Source organism: Marinospirillum sp. (assembly GCF_044810985.1).
In the GTDB taxonomy this organism is placed as follows: domain Bacteria; phylum Pseudomonadota; class Gammaproteobacteria; order Pseudomonadales; family Halomonadaceae; genus Marinospirillum.
Genome location: NZ_CP085242.1, coordinates 246,493 through 264,275 on the forward strand (window position 1 = coordinate 246,493; position 17,783 = coordinate 264,275).

15 protein-coding genes are annotated in these 17,783 nt (G+C 52.5%); 5 read left to right on the forward strand and 10 right to left on the reverse strand.

The genetic code is table 11. The features are described from left to right. Positions 1-84: 84 nt before the first annotated feature. Positions 85-1,122, forward strand: a complete 1,038-nt coding sequence (locus LG323_RS01210; RefSeq protein WP_404418316.1) for a hypothetical protein — start codon at positions 85-87, stop codon at positions 1,120-1,122. A gap of 23 nt (positions 1,123-1,145) precedes the next feature. On the opposite strand, the gene istB is transcribed toward LG323_RS01210, so the two are convergent. Beyond that, positions 1,146-1,901, reverse strand: a complete 756-nt coding sequence (gene istB, locus LG323_RS01215) for an IS21-like element helper ATPase IstB (protein ID WP_404416229.1) — start codon at positions 1,899-1,901, stop codon at positions 1,146-1,148. A 12-nt stretch (positions 1,902-1,913) separates the two neighbouring features. Further along, entirely contained in the window at positions 1,914-3,455 is a 1,542-nt protein-coding gene (gene istA, locus LG323_RS01220; protein ID WP_404418318.1) for an IS21 family transposase, read from the reverse strand. Between the two features lie 382 nt (positions 3,456-3,837). On the opposite strand from istA, the gene LG323_RS01225 reads away from it, so the two are divergent. Beyond that, positions 3,838-4,185 carry a DUF3024 domain-containing protein gene (locus tag LG323_RS01225; RefSeq protein ID WP_404418320.1) on the forward strand — a complete coding sequence of 116 codons (348 nt, stop codon included), beginning with the start codon at positions 3,838-3,840 and terminating at the stop codon, positions 4,183-4,185. 62 nt (positions 4,186-4,247) lie between these two features. Here the strand turns inward: LG323_RS01225 and LG323_RS01230 are convergent, their stop codons facing one another. The 3 genes from LG323_RS01230 to rlmF form a co-directional block, all read right to left on the reverse strand. Continuing rightward, positions 4,248-4,502: a Txe/YoeB family addiction module toxin gene (locus LG323_RS01230; RefSeq protein WP_404418322.1), complete on the reverse strand. Its 255-nt coding sequence runs from the start codon at positions 4,500-4,502 to the stop codon at positions 4,248-4,250. After that, entirely contained in the window at positions 4,499-4,750 is a 252-nt protein-coding gene (locus LG323_RS01235) for a type II toxin-antitoxin system Phd/YefM family antitoxin (RefSeq protein WP_404418324.1), read from the reverse strand. The genes LG323_RS01230 and LG323_RS01235 overlap by 4 nt, the downstream gene beginning before the upstream one ends. 107 nt (positions 4,751-4,857) lie before the next feature. Then, positions 4,858-5,760: a 23S rRNA (adenine(1618)-N(6))-methyltransferase RlmF gene (gene rlmF / locus LG323_RS01240; RefSeq protein WP_404418326.1), complete on the reverse strand. Its 903-nt coding sequence runs from the start codon at positions 5,758-5,760 to the stop codon at positions 4,858-4,860. Positions 5,761-5,927: 167 nt separating this feature from the next. On the opposite strand from rlmF, the gene LG323_RS01245 reads away from it, so the two are divergent. Both LG323_RS01245 and LG323_RS01250 read left to right on the forward strand, forming a co-directional pair. Continuing rightward, positions 5,928-6,182: a helix-turn-helix domain-containing protein gene (locus LG323_RS01245; protein WP_404418328.1), complete on the forward strand. Its 255-nt coding sequence runs from the start codon at positions 5,928-5,930 to the stop codon at positions 6,180-6,182. A gap of 56 nt (positions 6,183-6,238) precedes the next feature. Then, a complete protein-coding gene (locus tag LG323_RS01250) occupies positions 6,239-7,393 on the forward strand; it encodes a type II toxin-antitoxin system HipA family toxin (protein ID WP_404420097.1) in 1,155 nt (384 codons plus the stop codon). 26 nt (positions 7,394-7,419) lie between these two features. On the opposite strand, the gene LG323_RS01255 is transcribed toward LG323_RS01250, so the two are convergent. From LG323_RS01255 to LG323_RS01270, 4 genes are read right to left on the reverse strand one after another with little or no spacing between them, the layout of a single operon-like run. Further along, positions 7,420-8,490: a lipocalin-like domain-containing protein gene (locus LG323_RS01255; RefSeq protein WP_404418330.1), complete on the reverse strand. Its 1,071-nt coding sequence runs from the start codon at positions 8,488-8,490 to the stop codon at positions 7,420-7,422. Continuing rightward, entirely contained in the window at positions 8,480-10,969 is a 2,490-nt protein-coding gene (locus LG323_RS01260; protein WP_404418332.1) for an FtsX-like permease family protein, read from the reverse strand. The genes LG323_RS01255 and LG323_RS01260 overlap by 11 nt, the downstream gene beginning before the upstream one ends. Beyond that, on the reverse strand, positions 10,966-11,649 hold the full coding sequence (locus LG323_RS01265) for an ABC transporter ATP-binding protein (protein ID WP_404418334.1): 684 nt from the start codon (positions 11,647-11,649) through the stop codon (positions 10,966-10,968). Before LG323_RS01265 ends, LG323_RS01260 begins: the two co-directional genes overlap by 4 nt. Further along, the gene (locus LG323_RS01270; protein WP_404418336.1) at positions 11,636-13,471 is read right to left on the reverse strand and encodes an ATP-binding protein; all 1,836 of its coding nucleotides are present in this window, start codon (positions 13,469-13,471) and stop codon (positions 11,636-11,638) included. The genes LG323_RS01265 and LG323_RS01270 overlap by 14 nt, the downstream gene beginning before the upstream one ends. Positions 13,472-13,781: 310 nt before the next feature. On the opposite strand from LG323_RS01270, the gene LG323_RS01275 reads away from it, so the two are divergent. After that, entirely contained in the window at positions 13,782-16,085 is a 2,304-nt protein-coding gene (locus LG323_RS01275) for a diguanylate cyclase (protein WP_404418338.1), read from the forward strand. Here LG323_RS01275 and LG323_RS01280 read toward each other — a convergent pair. Then, entirely contained in the window at positions 16,075-17,721 is a 1,647-nt protein-coding gene (locus LG323_RS01280; RefSeq protein ID WP_404418340.1) for a methyl-accepting chemotaxis protein, read from the reverse strand. The two genes, LG323_RS01275 and LG323_RS01280, sit on opposite strands and share 11 nt — an antisense overlap. Positions 17,722-17,783 lie beyond the last annotated feature (62 nt).

Here is a 17,783-nt window from a genome sequence, read left to right on the forward strand (position 1 = left end):
TTGGTGGCCAAAGCCACCTTGGGGGTGGGTCAAAATTAATGGCCAGAAGCGGGTCAGTTTAGTTGGCCATTAACAATTTATAAAATGAATTTGTATGACTACATTTATGTCGACTTAGATAAAGCCATTTCATTGTATAGCCAACTTACTGGAGGGGTCGTTGAACTGAAAGAAAGTCAATCAGAGAAGGGAGCTACTGCTGATAATAAAAGAAATTACGACTTCAAAGTATTTAAGCATGATGCGGGCGGAACTTCGCATGATATCGAGCAGAACAAGGTAACAATAAAGCCACATCATGCGCTTTTACAAGAGTTAGAGACTGAACTTCTTGCTTCGGGCTATCTGTTCAATCTCGATGACTCGACGGAGTTAAATAGCCTAAAAGATCCAAGCTTGAGGGTATCATTAAAAAATGCATTGTGCATAAAATGCACCGGTCGAATTGTAATTGAAGATTATGAACGGATGAAAAAGATCGGACATGATTTCCCTGATATTGTAAATCTTATCAATCGTAGTCATGAGGACACGCTAAAAAATAATCCTGAATATCTATTAATTGAAAATCAGATAAAAAAGTTGGAAGGTGCACCTGGTGACAGGAATAGAAAAGCTGCTGCAAAGCAAAAAGCAAAAGAGTTAAGAGCTGGTCTAGATAGTCTCGTTTCAAGCTCCAGAGCTGTTGAGATGGTTCCTCAGTGGATTCTTGATGGAATGAAAACATGGATCGATGCTTTTTTGCCAAAAATAACAAATATTCGAGTCTATCCTTCTGGAGGAAAGATTGATGAGCATATTTTTGGTCACTTAGATGCTAAAAATTTCACTATTTCTGACCCTACAGCATTTCATTTTACTTATGGCTCATTCCCAACAGAAGAATTCACTATGCTTGGGATAATAACATCAGTGCCGTCAGAGGACGATGATCCCTTCATTCCTTTAGCTGAGTTTGATAAGGATGAGCTAGCAGATCATGAGAGTGTTGAAAGAGCATTTCGTGGCATGTTTCGAGGATTTGATGGTATAGAGGCTATGGTGCGTAAACCGCTGAAGGTTGCCACCCATTCCATTTCAAAGCTGCCACCCGGACCGCGGCAAAGCTGCCACCCCAGGTGATGCTCAATGCGGGGTTTTCATTGTTATTCCGAAGGTGGGTTTTCAGTCAACTTTTTTCGCTTTTTTCTCATTGATTCCCCTCTTAAATTGATCTTGTAGGCGTTGTGTACCAGTCGATCCAGGATCGCATCAGCCAGGGTGGCATCACCGATGACACCGTGCCATTCCTCAACGGGCAGCTGGCTTGTGGCGATAGTTGAACGTCGGCCTTGTCGATCCTCCATGACTTCCAACAGGTCCCGACGGTTTTCTGCGGTCATCTTCATGAGTCCCCAGTCGTCCAGAAGCAGCACATCAACCTTGGCCAGGTTGGCGAGCAGGCGGGGGTATTGACCATCACCCTTGGCTACGGATAGCTCGTGGAACAATCGGTTCAGGCGAACATACTGGGCGGTGTAGCCTTCTCGACAGGCTTTGTGTGCCAGAGCGCAAGCCAGCCAGGTTTTGCCCACACCGGTTGGCCCTGTGATCAGTAGATTCAGGTGCTCCTTGATCCACTGACAGCTCCCCAGGGATTGAATGAGTCCCTGGTCCAGCCCCCGCGGACTGCGATAGTCAATGTCCTCAAGGCTGGCCGTGTGCCGGAGTTTGGCTCGCCTTAATCGACTGCTCATGCGCCGGTTTTCTCGCTCGGTCATCTCTCGATCCACCAGTAGGCCCAGTCGCTCTTCAAAGCTCATTTGTTCGCTTTCAGGTGTGAGGGACAGGTCGGTTAGAGCCGCTGCCATGCCATTGAGTTTGAGGGCGTGGAGTTTGTCCAGAGTGGGGTGTTTTAACATGATGAAGATCCTTTAATGGTAGTAGGCAGGGCCACGAATATTGTCGTGCTGATCCGGTAGGGAGAGCTCTTCCTGGATGTCCAGCGGTTGCTCATCCAGCCGGTGCTTGAGGATGGATTCGATGCTTTTGTAGCGGTAGCTACCCAGCATCAGGGCTCTTTGGCAGGCTGACTCCAGCCGTTTCTCACTGTAGGCCTTGCCCAGCCTCAGGATCCCCAGACAGGCTCGGTAAGCTTGTTGAGGGTGCTTGCGATGCGCAAGCGCCTTGATAATCATCTGCTCGGTTGCCGGGCCCGTTTTCGCAGCCCATTTCACCAGTCGCTCGGGGGTCCATTCACCGGCCTGGCGGTGGGCTTCAGGCATGTGTGCGGTCACCGTGGTATGACGACCCTTATGGGCACTGCGCTGATGGCTGGCAACGCGCTGGCCTCGATAAAAGACCTCAAGGGTGTATTCAGTGACTCTCAGCTCCACCTCCTTTTTTACCAGGCTGCAAGGAACCGAGTAATAGTGCCCCTCAAAGGCTACGTGGTAGTCCATGTGGACTCGTGCCTTCTTCCACTGGGCATAGGTGTAGGGTTCCGCAGGCAGGGGCTGTAGAGCCGGACGATCGATGGTTTCAAAGTGCTCCTGGCGATTGCCAGGCAGTTTGCGGAAGGGGCGCTGATTCAGCAGGGTGAGCAGTTCGCGGATGGAAGCGTTTAACTGACCCAGAGAGAAGTGTTGTCGGTGTCGCAGGGCCGCCAGGATCCAGCGTTCAACGATCAGCACACCGCCTTCAGCTTTGGCCTTGTCGCGGGGTTTACGAACCCGTGCAGGCACAACCGAGACCCCATAATGGGAGACCATGTCCTGGTAGGTTGGGTTCAGATCGGGTTCATACCGGTGAGCCTTGGTGACACCGGATTTCAGATTGTCTGGAACCACGAGCTCAGGCACACCACCCAGGAACTCAAAGGCACGAATGTGAGAGTGGATCCAGTCTGGCAGCTTCTGCGACCAGGTGGCTTCAGCAAAGGTGTAATTGGATGCCCCCATGACCGCAACAAAAATCTGAGCTTCACGGATCTCGCCTGTGTTGGGATCAATGACGGGGGCTGTCTGACCTGCATAATCCACAAAGAGCTTTTCACCGGCTCGGTGATTCTGACGCATCACCAGATCCAACTTGCCTTGCCAGCTCCGATAGTGATCACAGAACCAGCTGTATTGATAACCCTCAGGATTGGCCGCACGGTACTCCTGCCACAGCAGGAAGAGGGTGGTTTTAGGGAATTTAAGCTCCTGATGGATCTGCTGCCAATCAGGTAGGCCTCTGGCCTGAGCAGGCAAGTCAGGCGCTGGAGGAAACAGCTTCTGCTCCAACCTGGACTCATCCATCTCAGCGGGCAAGGGCCAGTTCAGACCCGCTTCTGAAAAACGTCGCAGATACTCGCTCACAGTCGGGCGACTGATACCACAGGTTGCAGCAACCTGCCGGTTACTGAGCCCCCTGTCCCATTTGAGACGCAGGACTTCTTTAATCTTACGCATGGATAACCTCTTGGCTGGCATCTGCTCATCTCCGAATGAAATGAAGTCAGATTACCGGTTAGTTATCCCGCAGGGAGCATCAAAAAAGGGAGATTCAGGCTCACTGCTCAGGTGGCAGCTTTGCCGTGGAATCAGTGGCAGGCTTCGCGTGGAATGGGTGGCAGCTTTCGTCTGGAATCAGTGGCAGGCTTGGTCTGGAATACGCAGCTATGGTAAGAACGTGTCGTTACCCTAGAGTATTGGTTCACCCAGTCTTGGTTTATCGCCAAGCTGCGCCTAACAAAGCATTGCAGCGGACAAGCCGCTGAATGCGGCATTCAGGCTGTAGAAAAACCTAAGAGATTTCAGCTTTTGAGAATTTTCATACAAAAAATGATCAGACTGTTTGCATGGAATAAGAATAATGGCATTAACTGAGCTTGAGCATAAAGCAGTTGAGAGGGCACTGGAGGACTTCCTGAAAAGAAGAAGACCACCAGTCCACATGCGTTCTGAACTTGATGTTGAATATCACCTTTCAGGTCAGAGCATAGAAATTCTGGAGGTGCGCCCTGATTGGAGAAAACCCGGAGAGGTCACCAAAACTCCCGTCGCCAAATTGACTTACGTCAGAACCAAGGGGCTCTGGAAAATCTATTGGATGAGACAGGATTTGCGGTGGCATGCCTATGATCCCGTGGCCCAGGTCGGAACCATCGAAAAGGCACTGGCTGTTGTGGATGAAGACAGGAATTGTTGTTTTTTTGGGTGATCACTAGAACTCTATGTCATACCCATGAGTTTTACTGCTCTACCTGACAGCCATGCAGTAATTCAGTAGTGATAGCGAAGCTGGGCAATTAAAAGAGCGTTATCAGTCATTTTGTAGACCATACGATCTTCCTCGTTGATTCTTCTTGACCAGTAGCCTGTTAGATTGTGTTTGAGAGGCTCTGGTTTGCCGATTCCTTCAAAGGGGTTGCGCTGAGTTTCTTTGATCAGTTTGTTGATTCTGTTGGCGGTTTTTTTGTCTGTTTTTTGCCAATAGAGATAATCTTCCCAGGTATTTTCTGAAAAGATCAGTTTCATTCCAGCAGTTCTCTTTCTGTGCCCTGGTCGCCCTCAAGTTCAGCAATAGAGGCCAGCAATCGGCGCGCATTTTTTGGAGCGCGTAGCAAATAAGCCGTTTCCTGCAGGGCTTCATAATCTTCAAGCGAGAGCATAACGACAGACGGTGCTTTGCTGCGAGTGATAATGACCGGGCTATGGTCATCACACACTTGTTGCATCATTTTTGCCAGGTTGCTTCGAGCGCTGGTGTAGCTTATAGCATCCATAGTGGGTCACCTGTTTTGTGTTTATGTACAGGAAACTGTACGTAAATAATTTGGTTAACGCAACAGAGTGTCAATGGCCATTTATTTTGACCCACCTTGTGCGCAGTTCAGAGAAAGCTCCAGGCCAGTACCCGTGTGATCTTGTTGCCCTGTTTCATCTCGATTTCGCGTAGATCAAGGGCACCCAGCTTACGAATCAGTTTTTTGATGGGCTTCACATTGTCGGCTTTGGAAACCAGGCTGGTAAACCAACGGCATTGAGTGGAATACACTTGGCTTTCTCTGACCATTTTTTTCAGAAACAGCTGCTCGCCCCCTTTGCACCAGAGCTCTGCTCCCTGCCCACCAAAATTCAGGGTGGGGGCTAGTGCCAGGTTGCTGGTTTTCAGCTGGCTGCTTTTCAGGGCTTCCTCTGGCGAGGCGTGGAAGGGTGGATTGCAGACGCTGAGGTCAAAGAACTCACCCGGTTGAATGATTCCTGAAAAAATATGGTTTTTATCCTGCTGTCTGCGCAGTGTGATGCGGCCCTGGAGAGAAGGATTTTTGTCGATCATTGCGGCAACGTTTGCCAGAGACTCAGGGTTAATGTCACTGCCGACACACTTCCAGCCGTAAATCTGGCAGGCCAGTAGCGGGTAGATGCCACTGGCTCCTGTGCCTATATCCAGAAGCTTGATGCCAGGTTGATCAAGGCCGGGCAGGTCAGCCATGTAATGGATATAGTCAGCTCTGCCGGGGATGGGTGGGCAAAGTGCGCCTTCTGGAATATCCCAATCAACCAGCTGGTAGTCGTGTTTCAATAATGCCGCGTTGAGCATTTTTACGGCCAGAGGGTCGGCAAAATCAATGGAAAGGTCGCCGTGGGCGTTGGGTTTTACATGCCGGGCCAGTGCCGGGTGGCTTTTGACCAGAGTCGGGAAGTTATAGCCCTGGTTGTGGCGATTCCTTGGGTGCAGGCCTTTGCGAATTGGTTTGGCCTGGCTTTTTTTACTTCGATGGCGTGGGTTCACTGTAAGAGGTCTGAGGCTTGGGGTTGAAAAGTAAGGAGGGTCTGGCTTGAGCCGTGATTATAATCTTTATGTCGGTGTTTACCACTAGACTTTTAAGTTTGCCATATAGCAAAGTTTAGGCTTTTGAGCTAACATTGATCGCTATATAGCAAGCAAAGAGAAAGATTATGTCCTCCCGGCAACGCATTGGTGAACAGATTCGCACGGCACGTAAGCACCTAAGCCAAACTCAAAAGCAGATGGCTGAAACCACCGGTATCCATAAAAGCACTCTATCGGAAATTGAAAATGGCCGCTTTACAGGTTCTCTGGATATTTTGGAGCGCTATCTGGATGCCGTTGGTCTGCAATTGACTGCAACTGAAAAAGTGCACCGATTTCCTGATTGGGATGAGCTGGATGAGCTGTTTGGAGAAGAGTGATGAGCTTTCAGAGTTTGCCCAACAGGGTTGATAAAATACAGGTACGGCTTGGTCAGATGGACTTGGGTTTGCTGACTAAAGGGTCCGTTCACCACTACCAACCCACACAGGTAGGTCAGCCGGTCTCTTTGACCATGACTCGTCCAACCCTTGATGGTTACTCATCAGGAGCACTTCACCCGATTTTTTCTCAAAACCTGCCCGAGGGCTTCAACCGCCGTTTTATCTCTGAGCGACTTGCCCGCTATGCCAGAGTGGATGATATGTATCTGTTGGCCCTTCAAGGAGAAAAGGGCGTTGGAATGCTGGCTTATGATCCAGGCTTTGAATTGCCTGAAGCAGGCTCGGCTTCATTGAATGAAATCCTCAACTATCAAGGGCAGGAACCGCTTTTTCCGCAGTTGCTGGAAAAGTATTACTTGAGAAACACCTTGTCAGGCGTACAGCCGAAAGTCAGCATTCTGGATACCAGCCGAACTCTTGAGCAGAAAGATCTCATTGTTAAAGCCTTTGATGAAGAATTTCCTTTGCTGACAGTCAATGAATTTGTCTGCATGCAAGCGGCCAGGCATTGTGGTCTGGAACCCCCACCTGTTTACCTCTCGGAAAACCTGGAAATCTTTGTGGTGGAGCGGTTTGATAAACCCGAAGGCAGGCTGCTGGGTTATGAAGATTTCACCACCTTGATGAAGCGACCCAATTCGCCCGATGCAAAATACACCGGCAGCTATGAAACTTTGCTTGAAGCGACCTACCTCTACACCCAAAGCTTTGAGGAAGTGCGCAAAATGTATCGCTATATTGTATTCAACTGTTTGATTGGTAACGGCGATGCCCATCTGAAAAATTTTGCTCTTCAGTATGCGCCGGACATGCAGAAGGTATTTGTTTCCCCGCCCTTTGACATTACCCATACACCTATTTATGACACCCTTGATAACAAGATGGCGTTGAAGCTTAAAGGGAGTAAGGTTTTCCCGGAGAAAAAATTTCTTGTTGGGTTAGCGGCCTCCAAGAGCTTTCGAATTAGAGAGGCTGAGGCCATAGTTGACAGCCTGGCTGAAGGCATTCTGGATTACTTGAAGTACTCAGATGCGGTTAGGGTTTTCGAGGGGTTGAAGGCATCCATTACCCAGTCTGTGTCGCAGGTTATGGTGACCAGCAATACCAGTAAGCCTTACCGCCATGATAAGAAACGCAAGTTTGATTAGCGCAGCTTAATCTTAAAAAACTGGGCTTAATACCCGGTCATTTCCAGAAATCCCCGCCCGGTGTGGCTGCCTTCAAAGTGAATCGGGCCTTCCCAGTAGGGGATGCTGGTGTCCATAAAAGCTTTGGGGTTCAAGGCCTGGGTGGTGATTTTCAGGTTTTTGTCCGGGATGGTCAGTTGCCAGCGGGTGGGCAGGCGGCGTCCGGCCACCTGGGTTTGGTTGAGAGGTTCGAGTTGAATCTGCTCGGATTGCAAAGGGGTGGCTTCGCCCTGGGCACTGATCCAGGTGCCGGAATGAAAGTTTGCGCCCTGTTGGTCTCTCAACTGGAAAACCATTAGCTTGTCACCACCGTCCAGGTGCAGGGAAAACCAGTCCCAGCCTTCCTGATTGCCAGCCAGCGGCTGACTGCTCCATTCCCGATCCATCCAGCCCTGACCGGAAACCTGCAGGGTTTCTTTCCCGACCTGTAACTGGCCACTCACCTCAAAAAAAGGCTGGCTGTAATAGTAGGAAGCCTGTCCCTGGTTGGATTTGCGGCTGTAGCCTGCTTCGCCTTGAAGAACCAGCGGCTGCTGTGTCTGTAACTCTAACTGGTAAGCAAAATCATCACCGGCAGCAGTCAGGCTAAGTGGGCTGAAGGAATCGCCCAGGCTGGTAAACTGCCAGTGATCAATCCAGGCTTTGAAGGGTTGCGCCGTGACTCCGGCCTGGCCGATGCCGCCCCGCGCCAGGCGTTCGCTTTGCCAATGATTCTGGCGTGAAGTCAGGCCAGCATGGCCGAGCCAAAGCTGGGGTGTTTGCCAGCCCTGGTCTTCATCCGAGCCGGGTTGCAGAGCCTGGCGAAACAGCGTCCATTGCACGCCCCATTCTTCACCCTGTTCATCGGTTAGATTGGCGGTGACATACCACCATTCAATCCGGTAATCCGGGTGGCTGCCCAGGTCTTCAGGGAAACTCAGCTGGGGATCAGGCTTAACCTGAGCAAAGCCTTCCACACTGGTGCCCAGACCCGCAAAACCTCGGGCAGGTGGTTCTTCCTGACTGCAAGCCAGTAATGCAACGCAGGCCAGCAACACCAGTAATATTCTAATCAGCATGGGCAAAAACCTTTAACAAACGCCCTGCAGCTTGTTTGCGAAGCTGCCAGCTGGGCCAGGCGGCGGCCAGTAAAGCGCTGAGCAGTGCCAGAAAAACCGAAAATGCCATCAAGCCAGGAAAGAAATGCAGGGGCAGTCGCCAGCCAAAAGCCTGAACATTGACCACAGCCACCAGACACCAAGCCAGCAATAAGCCCAGGGGAAGGGCCAGAACGGCTGTCAGGAGGGCCAACAGCAGTAGTTGCAGCAGGTTCAGGCCCGCCAATTGTGCAGGGCTCAGGCCCACCGCCCAGAGCGGAGCCAGTTGCGGCAAGCGCGCCTGGCTGAGGGTCAGCAGGCTGGCAAACAGTGCCAGAGCCGCCAGACCCAGAGTCAGGGTGCTGAGTGCGCTGGTGGCAGTGAAGGTGCGATCAAAAACCCGAGTGGACCAGTCTTTCAGACTGGCCTGATCCAGAACACGTGAGGTGTCCAGGGCAAAAACCTCACGCAGTTCAGCCACAAGATCCTCGGTATGTTCGACGGGCAGGCGCAGTGCATAGCTGGAGACGGCTTGTTGCGGCCAGTGACGCTGAAACTGGGCATTGCTCATCAGGAGCTGCCCCTTGGGATTACCGTAATCCGGGTAGATTCCGGCAACAGTCTGGCTGACCGGGCCTTCGGGGGTGTTTAAAGTCAGGGTGTCTCCGGGTTGCACTTGCATCCGATAGGCCAGTTGTTCGCTGATTAACCAGGCCTGATGGGTAAACACCTGTTCCCAAGGCTGGGCAAGCTGCTGCAAAAGCGGCCAGTGCTGACGATAGGTGGCGTGATCGGCAAGACCAGTGACTTCCAGCGGCCAGCCTTCCAGATGGGTGTTGGTCTGATAACTGGGTAAAATGGCTTCTATGCGGGGGTCTTCAGCCAACCAGGCTTCCATTTTCAGTGCCTGCTGCTGGGATTCTGGGCGCAGATAGACTTCGGCGGCCAGGCGCTGATCCAGCCAGCCCATGAAGGTTTGCCGAAAACCCTCCGTCATGGTGCCCACCCCGATATTGGCTGCCTGGGCCAGCAGCAAGGCCATCAGGGCCAGGGACAGGCCGGGAAGCTGCTGGCGAGTGTCGGCCCAGAACCATTGGTGAACAGGATGCCGGGCCAGACGTCGGCCCAACAGCAGACAAACCTGCAACAACAAAGGCAGAAGCAAAGCCGCAGCAAGCAGGAGACTGCCCAGTAGCAGGAAGCCCCAGGCAAGACTGTCACCCTGAAACCAGGCCAGACCTGCGACCAACAAGGCAACCAGGGCCAGAATACCCTGGCGTTTTAAGCGACGGCTTTCCGCTTGATACCAGGCCTGGGGGCGTGCCAGGGAAAGCAGCGGTAAGCGTGCAGCCTTGTACAGCCAACTGCCACCGGCCAGCAGCATACCACCCAAACTCATGCCCAGTGCGGTCAGCCAGGTTTCTGGTTGCAGCTGCAACTGACCGGCAATGCGGGCACCGTAAAGGCTTTGCAGGCTGGCGGCGACATCCGGCAACAGCACTGCTGCCAGCCAGTAACCACTGATCAGGCCTGCCAGACCACCCAGTAGAGCCAGGCTGCCCAGCTCCAGAGCCAAGGCGGCCAACAGACTGCTCAAGGTGATGCCGCTGGCGCGCAGGGTTCTCAGCATCCCCTGTCTTTGTTCCAGAGCCAGCCCCAGAGTGGCATGCACGATAAACAGACCCACAGCAAAGGCCAGTAGACCCAGAGCGGTCAGATTCAGGTGAAAACTTTCCGTGAGGCGAGCCAGATCGGCTTCTTCTTCCCCGCTTTGCCAGATCAGTTTATTCTCAAAAGATTCAGGCAGTGAGGGTAGGTCACCCTGAGACTCGGCCAGCCAATCAGCAGGAGCCAGCAAGCGGTTTAATTGACTCGGTGCTTCCAAAGCCTGCTGCGCCCAGCCCAGATCCATGACCAGGGTTCCCGGTGCCAGGCCTTCGGCAGCCACCAGGGGCGGTAGCTGATAGCCGCTGGCGGCGGTCACCGGGCGATCACCGGCTTGCCAGCCCAGTTGCTGCAGGGTGGCTGGGGCGATCAGGGTCAGGCCGGGAGCAGTGATAAAATCCTTCAGGTTCGTGAAGCCTGTTACCTGGCTTGCAGTGCCATCCAGGGCCTGTTGGCTGAGAGGATCAATGCCAACGAGCTGTAATCGCGTGTCCATCGCTTCCAGACGCAGACGCCCCTGCAATAAAGGCACCAGAGGCCAACCTTCTTTTCGCAGCTTGATCCAAAGCTCCTGATCAAAATTCTCACCGCCAGGAGCCTGCAAGCTGCTCAATTCGGATTGACTGAACAGATCGGCTGCCTGGTCATAACTTTGCCGGGCTTGATGGTTCAGGCTTTGCACACCTGACCAAAGGGCCGTCGCCAGCCACAACCCCAGCAATAGACTGCCCAGTTGTACCGGATGCCTGCGCCAGTGGCTGAGCAGAGTCAGCAGTGTCCAGCCGAAAGCTTTCATGAGCCCAGCGCTTCCAGCTGTCCTGCCTGCAACTGCAGCACTTGATCCAGTTGTTGAGCCAGACGCTGACTGTGGGTCACCATCAAAAGACTGGTGCCACTGAGTTGCACCAGTTCCAGCAGCAGCTGCATAACCTGGTCGCTGGTGGTTTCATCCAGGCTGCCGGTGGGTTCATCGGCCAGCAGCAGTTGCGGGCGGTGGCCCAGAGCACGCCCCAGGGCCACTCTTTGTTGCTGGCCACCGGAGAGCTGCTCCGGATAGCGATCCAAAAGTTCTTTCAACCCCAGGCGGGTGGTAATTTCAGCCTGCCATTGCGGATCATGGCAACCCGCCAGCCGAGCCTGGAAGGCCAGGTTGTCCCTGACCTGTAAGCTGGGAATCAGGTTGAACTGCTGAAAAACCAGTCCCAGATACTTTCTGCGGATTTGTGCCTTGTGAGCTTCGGAGGCCTGAGTCAATTCCTGGTTGTCGAGAAATACCCGTCCGCTATCGGGTTCTTCCAGTCCGGCCAGCAAGTGCAACAGGGTACTTTTGCCACTGCCGGATTCCCCCATCAGGGCTAGGCTTTGTCCGGCTGGTAATTCCAGGTTGAGTTGTTGAAAAACCCTTAAAGCACCCTGCGGGGTGGGGTAGCTTTTGCTCAGGTTTTGCACACTCAGGATGGGTTTATTGATCGGCATGGCACTCAAGTCTTTTATGGAAGTGAAGGCCAGTCCCCGAGGCATCACTGTTAATGCTGAGTTGCGCATCAATGGAGGCGGCCCGGTGCTGCATGTTGGTGAGTCCCTTGCCTGGATAGGACTGGTTGCTGTTAAAGCCGCAACCATCATCGACCATGGAGAAGCTCAAGCCTTCTTCGGAGTTTTGCAGGGTAAATTGCACTTTACTGGCTTTGGCATGTTTCAGTACATTGGACAAGGCTTCCTGAACAATACGCAGGATCACCAGAATGGCATCCGGGTTGATTTTCACGTCATCACTGAGGCCTTGTAAATCCCATTGCAAATCAATGCCCAGGGCATTTAAGCGCGGGGCCATGCGAAAACGCAAAGTTCCCAGAGCGGTGACCAGGTCCTCCTCATCCAGAGACAGGGTGTCAATCACCAGGCGCATATCATCGAGACATTCACGAAGTAATTGTGCTACCTGCTTGTGATCGGCCTCTCCACTTTCCACCAGGATCAAGGAAGAGAGTAGCTGAGAGCCCAGGCCATCATGCATATCGCGCATGATGCGTTGACGCTCCTGAGTGCGCACCTGTTCGGCTTCCATTTTTCGGACTGTCTCATAACTGGCTTTCAAGGACTCTTCCTTTTGCTTGACCCGCGCAGCAAGCTCCTGGCTGGTGTTTTCTTCGCGCTGCAAGGCTTCGGTAAAACGCGCAGTTAACACCAGCCCCATCGAGCAGAGGATCAGGGGCACTGCCACATGGCTCAGATAAAAACCCGAAGAAGGCATCCAGCCAGCCTGCACCAGGGTGTCATGCAGAAAGGCAGCAACACCCAGTCCCATACCCACGGCAAGCGCAACCTGATCCCAGTTTCTCTGGAACCAGGCTGCTCTTGCGATAGCCACCACCGCAAAAACATTCAGGGGCATGGCACCCAGATACCAGAGGGCATCCCATTTCACGAAAAGGTCATCCAGTATCAGCATGGCAAGAGGGCCTAACGCCGCGTAAACCAGAGCCAGCCGCTCCAACCAGGAGTGATGAATACTGGCAGCACGCAGGATAAACAAGCAGAGAAGAATATTGCCAAACCCCGTGACTGCGTAAAACCCAGCCCGGCTGAGAAGCCAGTAATCCATGGGGATCAATGGCCAGAGGTTATAACTGGAACGCAGCCCCCAGGCCAGCATGGCCAAACCAAAGAGGGCATAGCTCACCTCTTTGGGGCGACGCAGCCAGATTACGAGCAAAAAAAGGGCTCCCATCAGCAAAACAGTGGCTGAGATGACAATGAGCTCCTGCTCAATAAAATAGCGCTGATCATACTCGGGTGTGATCCGGTCTGAAGTGCCAACCAGAGGTGTGCCCAGACCAACACTGGGCCAACGGGTATCAACCTTCAGCAGGAGACTGTTGCGGCCTGCTTGAAGACTGTCCAGAGGTAGGTTGATCAGGTGCGGGCGTAGCCAGCGGGCCTGGGTTTGCGGATCGGCACCTGGAATCCGAGTCAGCAAAGTCTCATTCAGGTAGATCACCCCTCCCTGAAACAAACGGGGCAGATAAAGCTTGAGTGGTTCTTCAGGTCGTTGATCCAGCTTGAATTCAGTACGAAACCAGACAGTGATTAAGTCCAATTCCTCATTGGCCAGCCTTTGGTCAAAGGAAAAAGGCTGCCAGGCTGCAGAGGTATCGGGTGGAGTTGTTGTCTCTGTATAGTCCAGTTTAAGCACTTCACCCTGGGTCAGAGGTTGAACGAAGTCAGCTGCAGCCAGTTCACTGGCATTGAAAGGGTTAAGCCAGAGCAGGGTGAAGAATAATATAAACAGCTTCATTTGAGCATTCCGGTGATTCTTCAGGGTAACTTTTGCTTACATTTTGAAAAGATGTTGTCTTTATATTGCTCTGCATTGGTTTTTTAAGTTTTTGTTAAGGTAAAAAAGGCTGCAAATGCCATAAACATGCCGTTCCATGTAAGCAAGTTGTTAAGTAAGGTTGTTGCAATCCAGGGAATGGGTCTTGGAGTTATTTCATACAACCCGGTTGCCTATGATGCCCCTTTGCAGTTTAAAAACAAGGCTTGCTTATCTGGCCCTTTTGACCCTTGCCTGTTTTACGTCCGGGGCACAGGCGGCTGATGAGGAAGTGACCCTGCAATTGAAATGGCTGCACCAGTTCCAGTTTGCTGGTTATTATGCGGCTTTGGAGCAGGGTTTTTTTGCCGATGAAGGTCTGCAGGTACGGTTGCTGGAAAGAGACATGAGCCGCAACAATGTTCTGCAGGTGCTGGAAGGCGAGGCTGAATACGGTGTGGCCGACTCCATCCTCCTGTTTCATCGTGATGCCGGACAGGGTTTGCAACTGGTGGCCCCCATTTTTCAACATTCCCCCAATGTTCTGATGACCTTGCGTTCCTCGGGCATTCAAAGCCCTCAGGGTCTAATCGGGCGACGCCTGGCTTTTTATGACAATAACTCGGAAGGCATCAACATTCTCGCGATGCTGGCAGACCAGGGTGTACTGAAAGAGGGGATGTTGCGCCAACCCTGGGATGAACGCATGGAAAAGCTCAAATCCGGGGAGGTGGATGCCATTGCTTCCTACAGTACCAATGAGCCTTTCCAGCTCCGGGAACAGGGTTATCCGGTGAATATCCTTGACCCCAAGCACTACGGAATGGACTTCTATGGCGATATTCTTTTTACCAATGCCCAGGAAGCCAGTGAAAATCCTGAGCGTGTCGAAGCCATGAAAAGAGCGGTGATCCGTGGCTGGCACTATGCTCTGGATAACAAGGAGGAAATGGTTGATCTGATTCTGGAGCGCTACAACACCCAGGGTAAGTCCCGCAGTGCTCTGATGAATGAAGCTCTGGGTCTGGAACCCATGATTGCCCGGCACACGATTGAAATGGGGCATCTGGACAAGGGGCGGCTGGATTATATCTTGCAGCAGCTTGCTGAGCATAAGCTCTTGGCTACGGATGAACGGGGATACCAGGGTCTGGTTTTTGAATCAACCAGGGATTCTGCCTCCCGGAATTTTAACCTGACCAAAACCGAGCGAAGTTTTCTGGATTCACTGGATAAGGTGCGTGTTGCGGTGGACCCGGACTGGGCTCCATTTGAATATTATGATCAGCAAGGGCAGTTGCAGGGAATCAGTGCCGACTACCTGGATTTGTTGGAAGACAGATTGGGGCTGGAGATCGAGCTGGTCAGAAACCTGACCTGGCCCCGAATCATGGAGGCAGCCAGAAACCGGGAAATTGATTTGCTGCCGGCTATTGCGGCGACCCCTGAACGCCGTCAATTTCTGAATTTCACTCAGCCTTATGTACGCTCCCCCATGGTTTTGGTGACCCGACAGGAGGTTGATTACATTCCCGATATCGGGGATCTGCAGGGTCAGCAATTGGTGGTGGTTGAAGACTATGCTTCTGATGAGATGCTCAGTAATCACTTCCCGGAACTGGACATCAAGCGGGTTCGTTCGGCCCTGGAAGGCTTGAAGCAGGTTGCTTCAGGTGACGAAGAGGTTTTTGTTGGCAACCTGGCAGCGGCGACCCATTTGATCAAAACTGAAGGTCTGGCCAACTTGAAAGTCTCCGGACAAACACCTTACTCCTTTGACCTGGGCATGGGCGTGCGGGACGACTGGCCGCTGCTGACACAGATTCTCGACAAGCTGCTGGTCGGTGTCACCCAGCAAGAGCATTCCCGAATCTATAATCGCTGGGTGGAGTTGCCACAGGAGCAGAACTTCCCCTGGCGAAGCGTGTTGCCGGGGCTGTTGCTTCTTTTGATTGTTTTGCTGGTGCTGGGTCTGTATACCTTGCACCTGATGAACCTTAATCATCGTATTCGCAAGGTCAACGCCCGCCTTTACCAGGCTGAGAGTGAGTTGTTGGAAAAAAACAGTGAACTGGAAAGAGTGTCCATCACCGATAAACTGACCGGTTGCTACAATCGCCATCACCTGGATCGGGTGCTGACCGAGCAGGTTTCTCTGGCGCGGCGCCATGCCCGTCCCTTGTCCATAGTGCTTTTTGATCTGGATTATTTCAAAGCCGTTAATGATAATTATGGTCACCAGATTGGGGATGAGGTGTTGAAAAGCTTTGCCCGCCTGGTTGAAGAAAAAGTACGCACCAGTGATGTTTTTGGTCGCTGGGGGGGTGAGGAGTTTTTACTGATTTGCCCGGAAACCAGTTGCAACCAGGCTTTTCAGGCCGCCGAGAAAATCCGTAAAGCCCTGGAAGAGCATGAATGCCCTCTGGGAATAGAGCAAAGAATCAGTGCCGGCGTGATGGGTCTTAGGGAGGGCATGACCCTGGATAAGCTGCTGTCCGGTGCGGATTATCAGCTTTATCAAGCCAAGGCTGCCGGTCGCAACCGGGTGTGTTGTCAGGAAAAGGTTCCATCCCTGGAACCTGAGGTCAGGTTTTGAACTGGCTGACCTGATGATTGAGGTTTTCTGCCAGACCGGCCAGCTCTTCACTGGCTTGCGTCGTGTGGGAAGCGCCCTCTTCGGTTTGTGAAGAAAGCTCATTGATGTTCACGACATTGCGGTTGATTTCATCAGCAACAGCCGCCTGCTCTTCTGCTGCACTGGCAATCTGGGTATTCATGTCGGCAATCTGCTGAATGGCTGCAGCTACCTGTTCCAGTGCCTGGGAGGTTTCCTGGGCATGAGCCACGGTTTCCACGGCCTGATCACTGCTATGCGCCATGGCTTTGAAGGAGCGTTCGGCTTCACCTGTCAAACGTTCAATCATTTCCCTGATTTCCCCGGTGCTTTGCTGGGTGCGAGCCGCCAGATTGCGAACCTCATCGGCCACGACCGCAAAACCCCGCCCATGTTCACCGGCGCGGGCGGCTTCAATGGCGGCGTTCAAGGCCAACAGATTGGTCTGCTCAGCCACGCCACTGATAACATCCATGATCGTGCCGATGTTTGCGGTTCCGGCACGCAACTCTTCCAGGGTGCTAGCAGTGTTTTTGATGCTGGCATCCAGTTGTCCCAGGGTTTCCAGGGTTTCCTGAAGGCGTTGCTGACCCACCTGGGTCTGGTGATTGGCCTCAGAGGCAGCACTGGCGGCTGAAGTGGCGTTGCTGGCCACTTCCTGAACGGTAGCCGTCATTTCATTCATGGCTGTGGCCACCTGATCGGTTTCCTGACTCTGTTGTTGGACCGTCTGGGCGCTTTGCTGGGTAACAGCAGACAGCTCTTCAGCAGCAGCGGAGACTGAAAGTGCTGATTCCCGCGACTCCTTGACCAGCTCCTGAATTTTGCTGATAAAGCGGTTGAAGGCGCGGTTAATGTGCATGAGTTCGTCTTTGCCTTCCAGCGGCAGGCGATGTGTCAAATCCCCATCCCCGTCAGCAATCTGGCGCATACGGTTGAGCATATCCTTCAGGGGTCGCTGGATGGAGCGGGTCACCAACAAAATCAGAGCGGCCATGACAGCCGCTGAGATAACGAAGATACTCAGCAATGAATAGATACTTTGACGTACCTGGGCATTGAGTGAATCCAGATAAATACCGTTGACCAGAACCAGGTCCCAGTCTGTAAAGGCTTGATAACGAGCCATTTTTCCTACAGGTGAATTGAAGCCGGGCTTGTCCCATACATAACGAATCTGGCCGCTTCCCTGTTGTTTGGCTCCCTGAAGAAGGTCACGGAAAAAGGCATAGCCCTCAGGGTCTTCAGCGCTGCGCAGGTTCCGACCGATCAATTCGGGCTGTTGGGGGTGCATGAGCATTTCGCCCTGAGTGCTCAGAATCCAGAAATAATCCTGGTCGCTGCCGGTGGTGTAGCGAAAGTCTTCGATGATGGCAAAAGCGCGCTTCCTGGCTTCTTCTTCTGAAACCTCCCCCGAAGCCGCCAGCTGATAATGATGCTTCAGAGTGGTCTCGGCCAATTCCAGAAGCTGGCTGAGTTGAAGATCCTTTTCTTCCAGAAGGGCCGCTCTTTGTTGTTGAATGGCCAGAAGGCTTAGGGCAAGTAGGGAAAGCACAGCCAGGGCCAGAATGATCCAGAGGCGCAGGTTAATACCCAATAGCCTGAGTGATGAAAGCATAGAAACAGATCTCCAATTCTTGGATAAGAGGTTTATAAAAAAACGAGAAGGTCTGTTGCTGT

Excerpts from the sequence above, each read along its gene's own strand:
- LG323_RS01210 (WP_404418316.1), top strand. The coding sequence starts at position 85 with ATGAATTTGTATGACTACATTTATGTCGACTTAGATAAAGCCATTTCA.
- istB (WP_404416229.1), bottom strand. The coding sequence starts at position 1,901 with ATGTTAAAACACCCCACTCTGGACAAACTCCACGCCCTCAAACTCAAT.
- istA (WP_404418318.1), bottom strand. The coding sequence starts at position 3,455 with ATGCCAGCCAAGAGGTTATCCATGCGTAAGATTAAAGAAGTCCTGCGT.
- LG323_RS01225 (WP_404418320.1), top strand. The coding sequence starts at position 3,838 with ATGGCATTAACTGAGCTTGAGCATAAAGCAGTTGAGAGGGCACTGGAG.
- LG323_RS01230 (WP_404418322.1), bottom strand. The coding sequence starts at position 4,502 with ATGAAACTGATCTTTTCAGAAAATACCTGGGAAGATTATCTCTATTGG.
- LG323_RS01235 (WP_404418324.1), bottom strand. The coding sequence starts at position 4,750 with ATGGATGCTATAAGCTACACCAGCGCTCGAAGCAACCTGGCAAAAATG.
- LG323_RS01245 (WP_404418328.1), top strand. The coding sequence starts at position 5,928 with ATGTCCTCCCGGCAACGCATTGGTGAACAGATTCGCACGGCACGTAAG.
- LG323_RS01250 (WP_404420097.1), top strand. The coding sequence starts at position 6,239 with ATGGACTTGGGTTTGCTGACTAAAGGGTCCGTTCACCACTACCAACCC.
- LG323_RS01255 (WP_404418330.1), bottom strand. The coding sequence starts at position 8,490 with ATGCTGATTAGAATATTACTGGTGTTGCTGGCCTGCGTTGCATTACTG.
- LG323_RS01260 (WP_404418332.1), bottom strand. The coding sequence starts at position 10,969 with ATGAAAGCTTTCGGCTGGACACTGCTGACTCTGCTCAGCCACTGGCGC.
- LG323_RS01265 (WP_404418334.1), bottom strand. The coding sequence starts at position 11,649 with ATGCCGATCAATAAACCCATCCTGAGTGTGCAAAACCTGAGCAAAAGC.
- LG323_RS01270 (WP_404418336.1), bottom strand. The coding sequence starts at position 13,471 with ATGAAGCTGTTTATATTATTCTTCACCCTGCTCTGGCTTAACCCTTTC.
- LG323_RS01280 (WP_404418340.1), bottom strand. The coding sequence starts at position 17,721 with ATGCTTTCATCACTCAGGCTATTGGGTATTAACCTGCGCCTCTGGATC.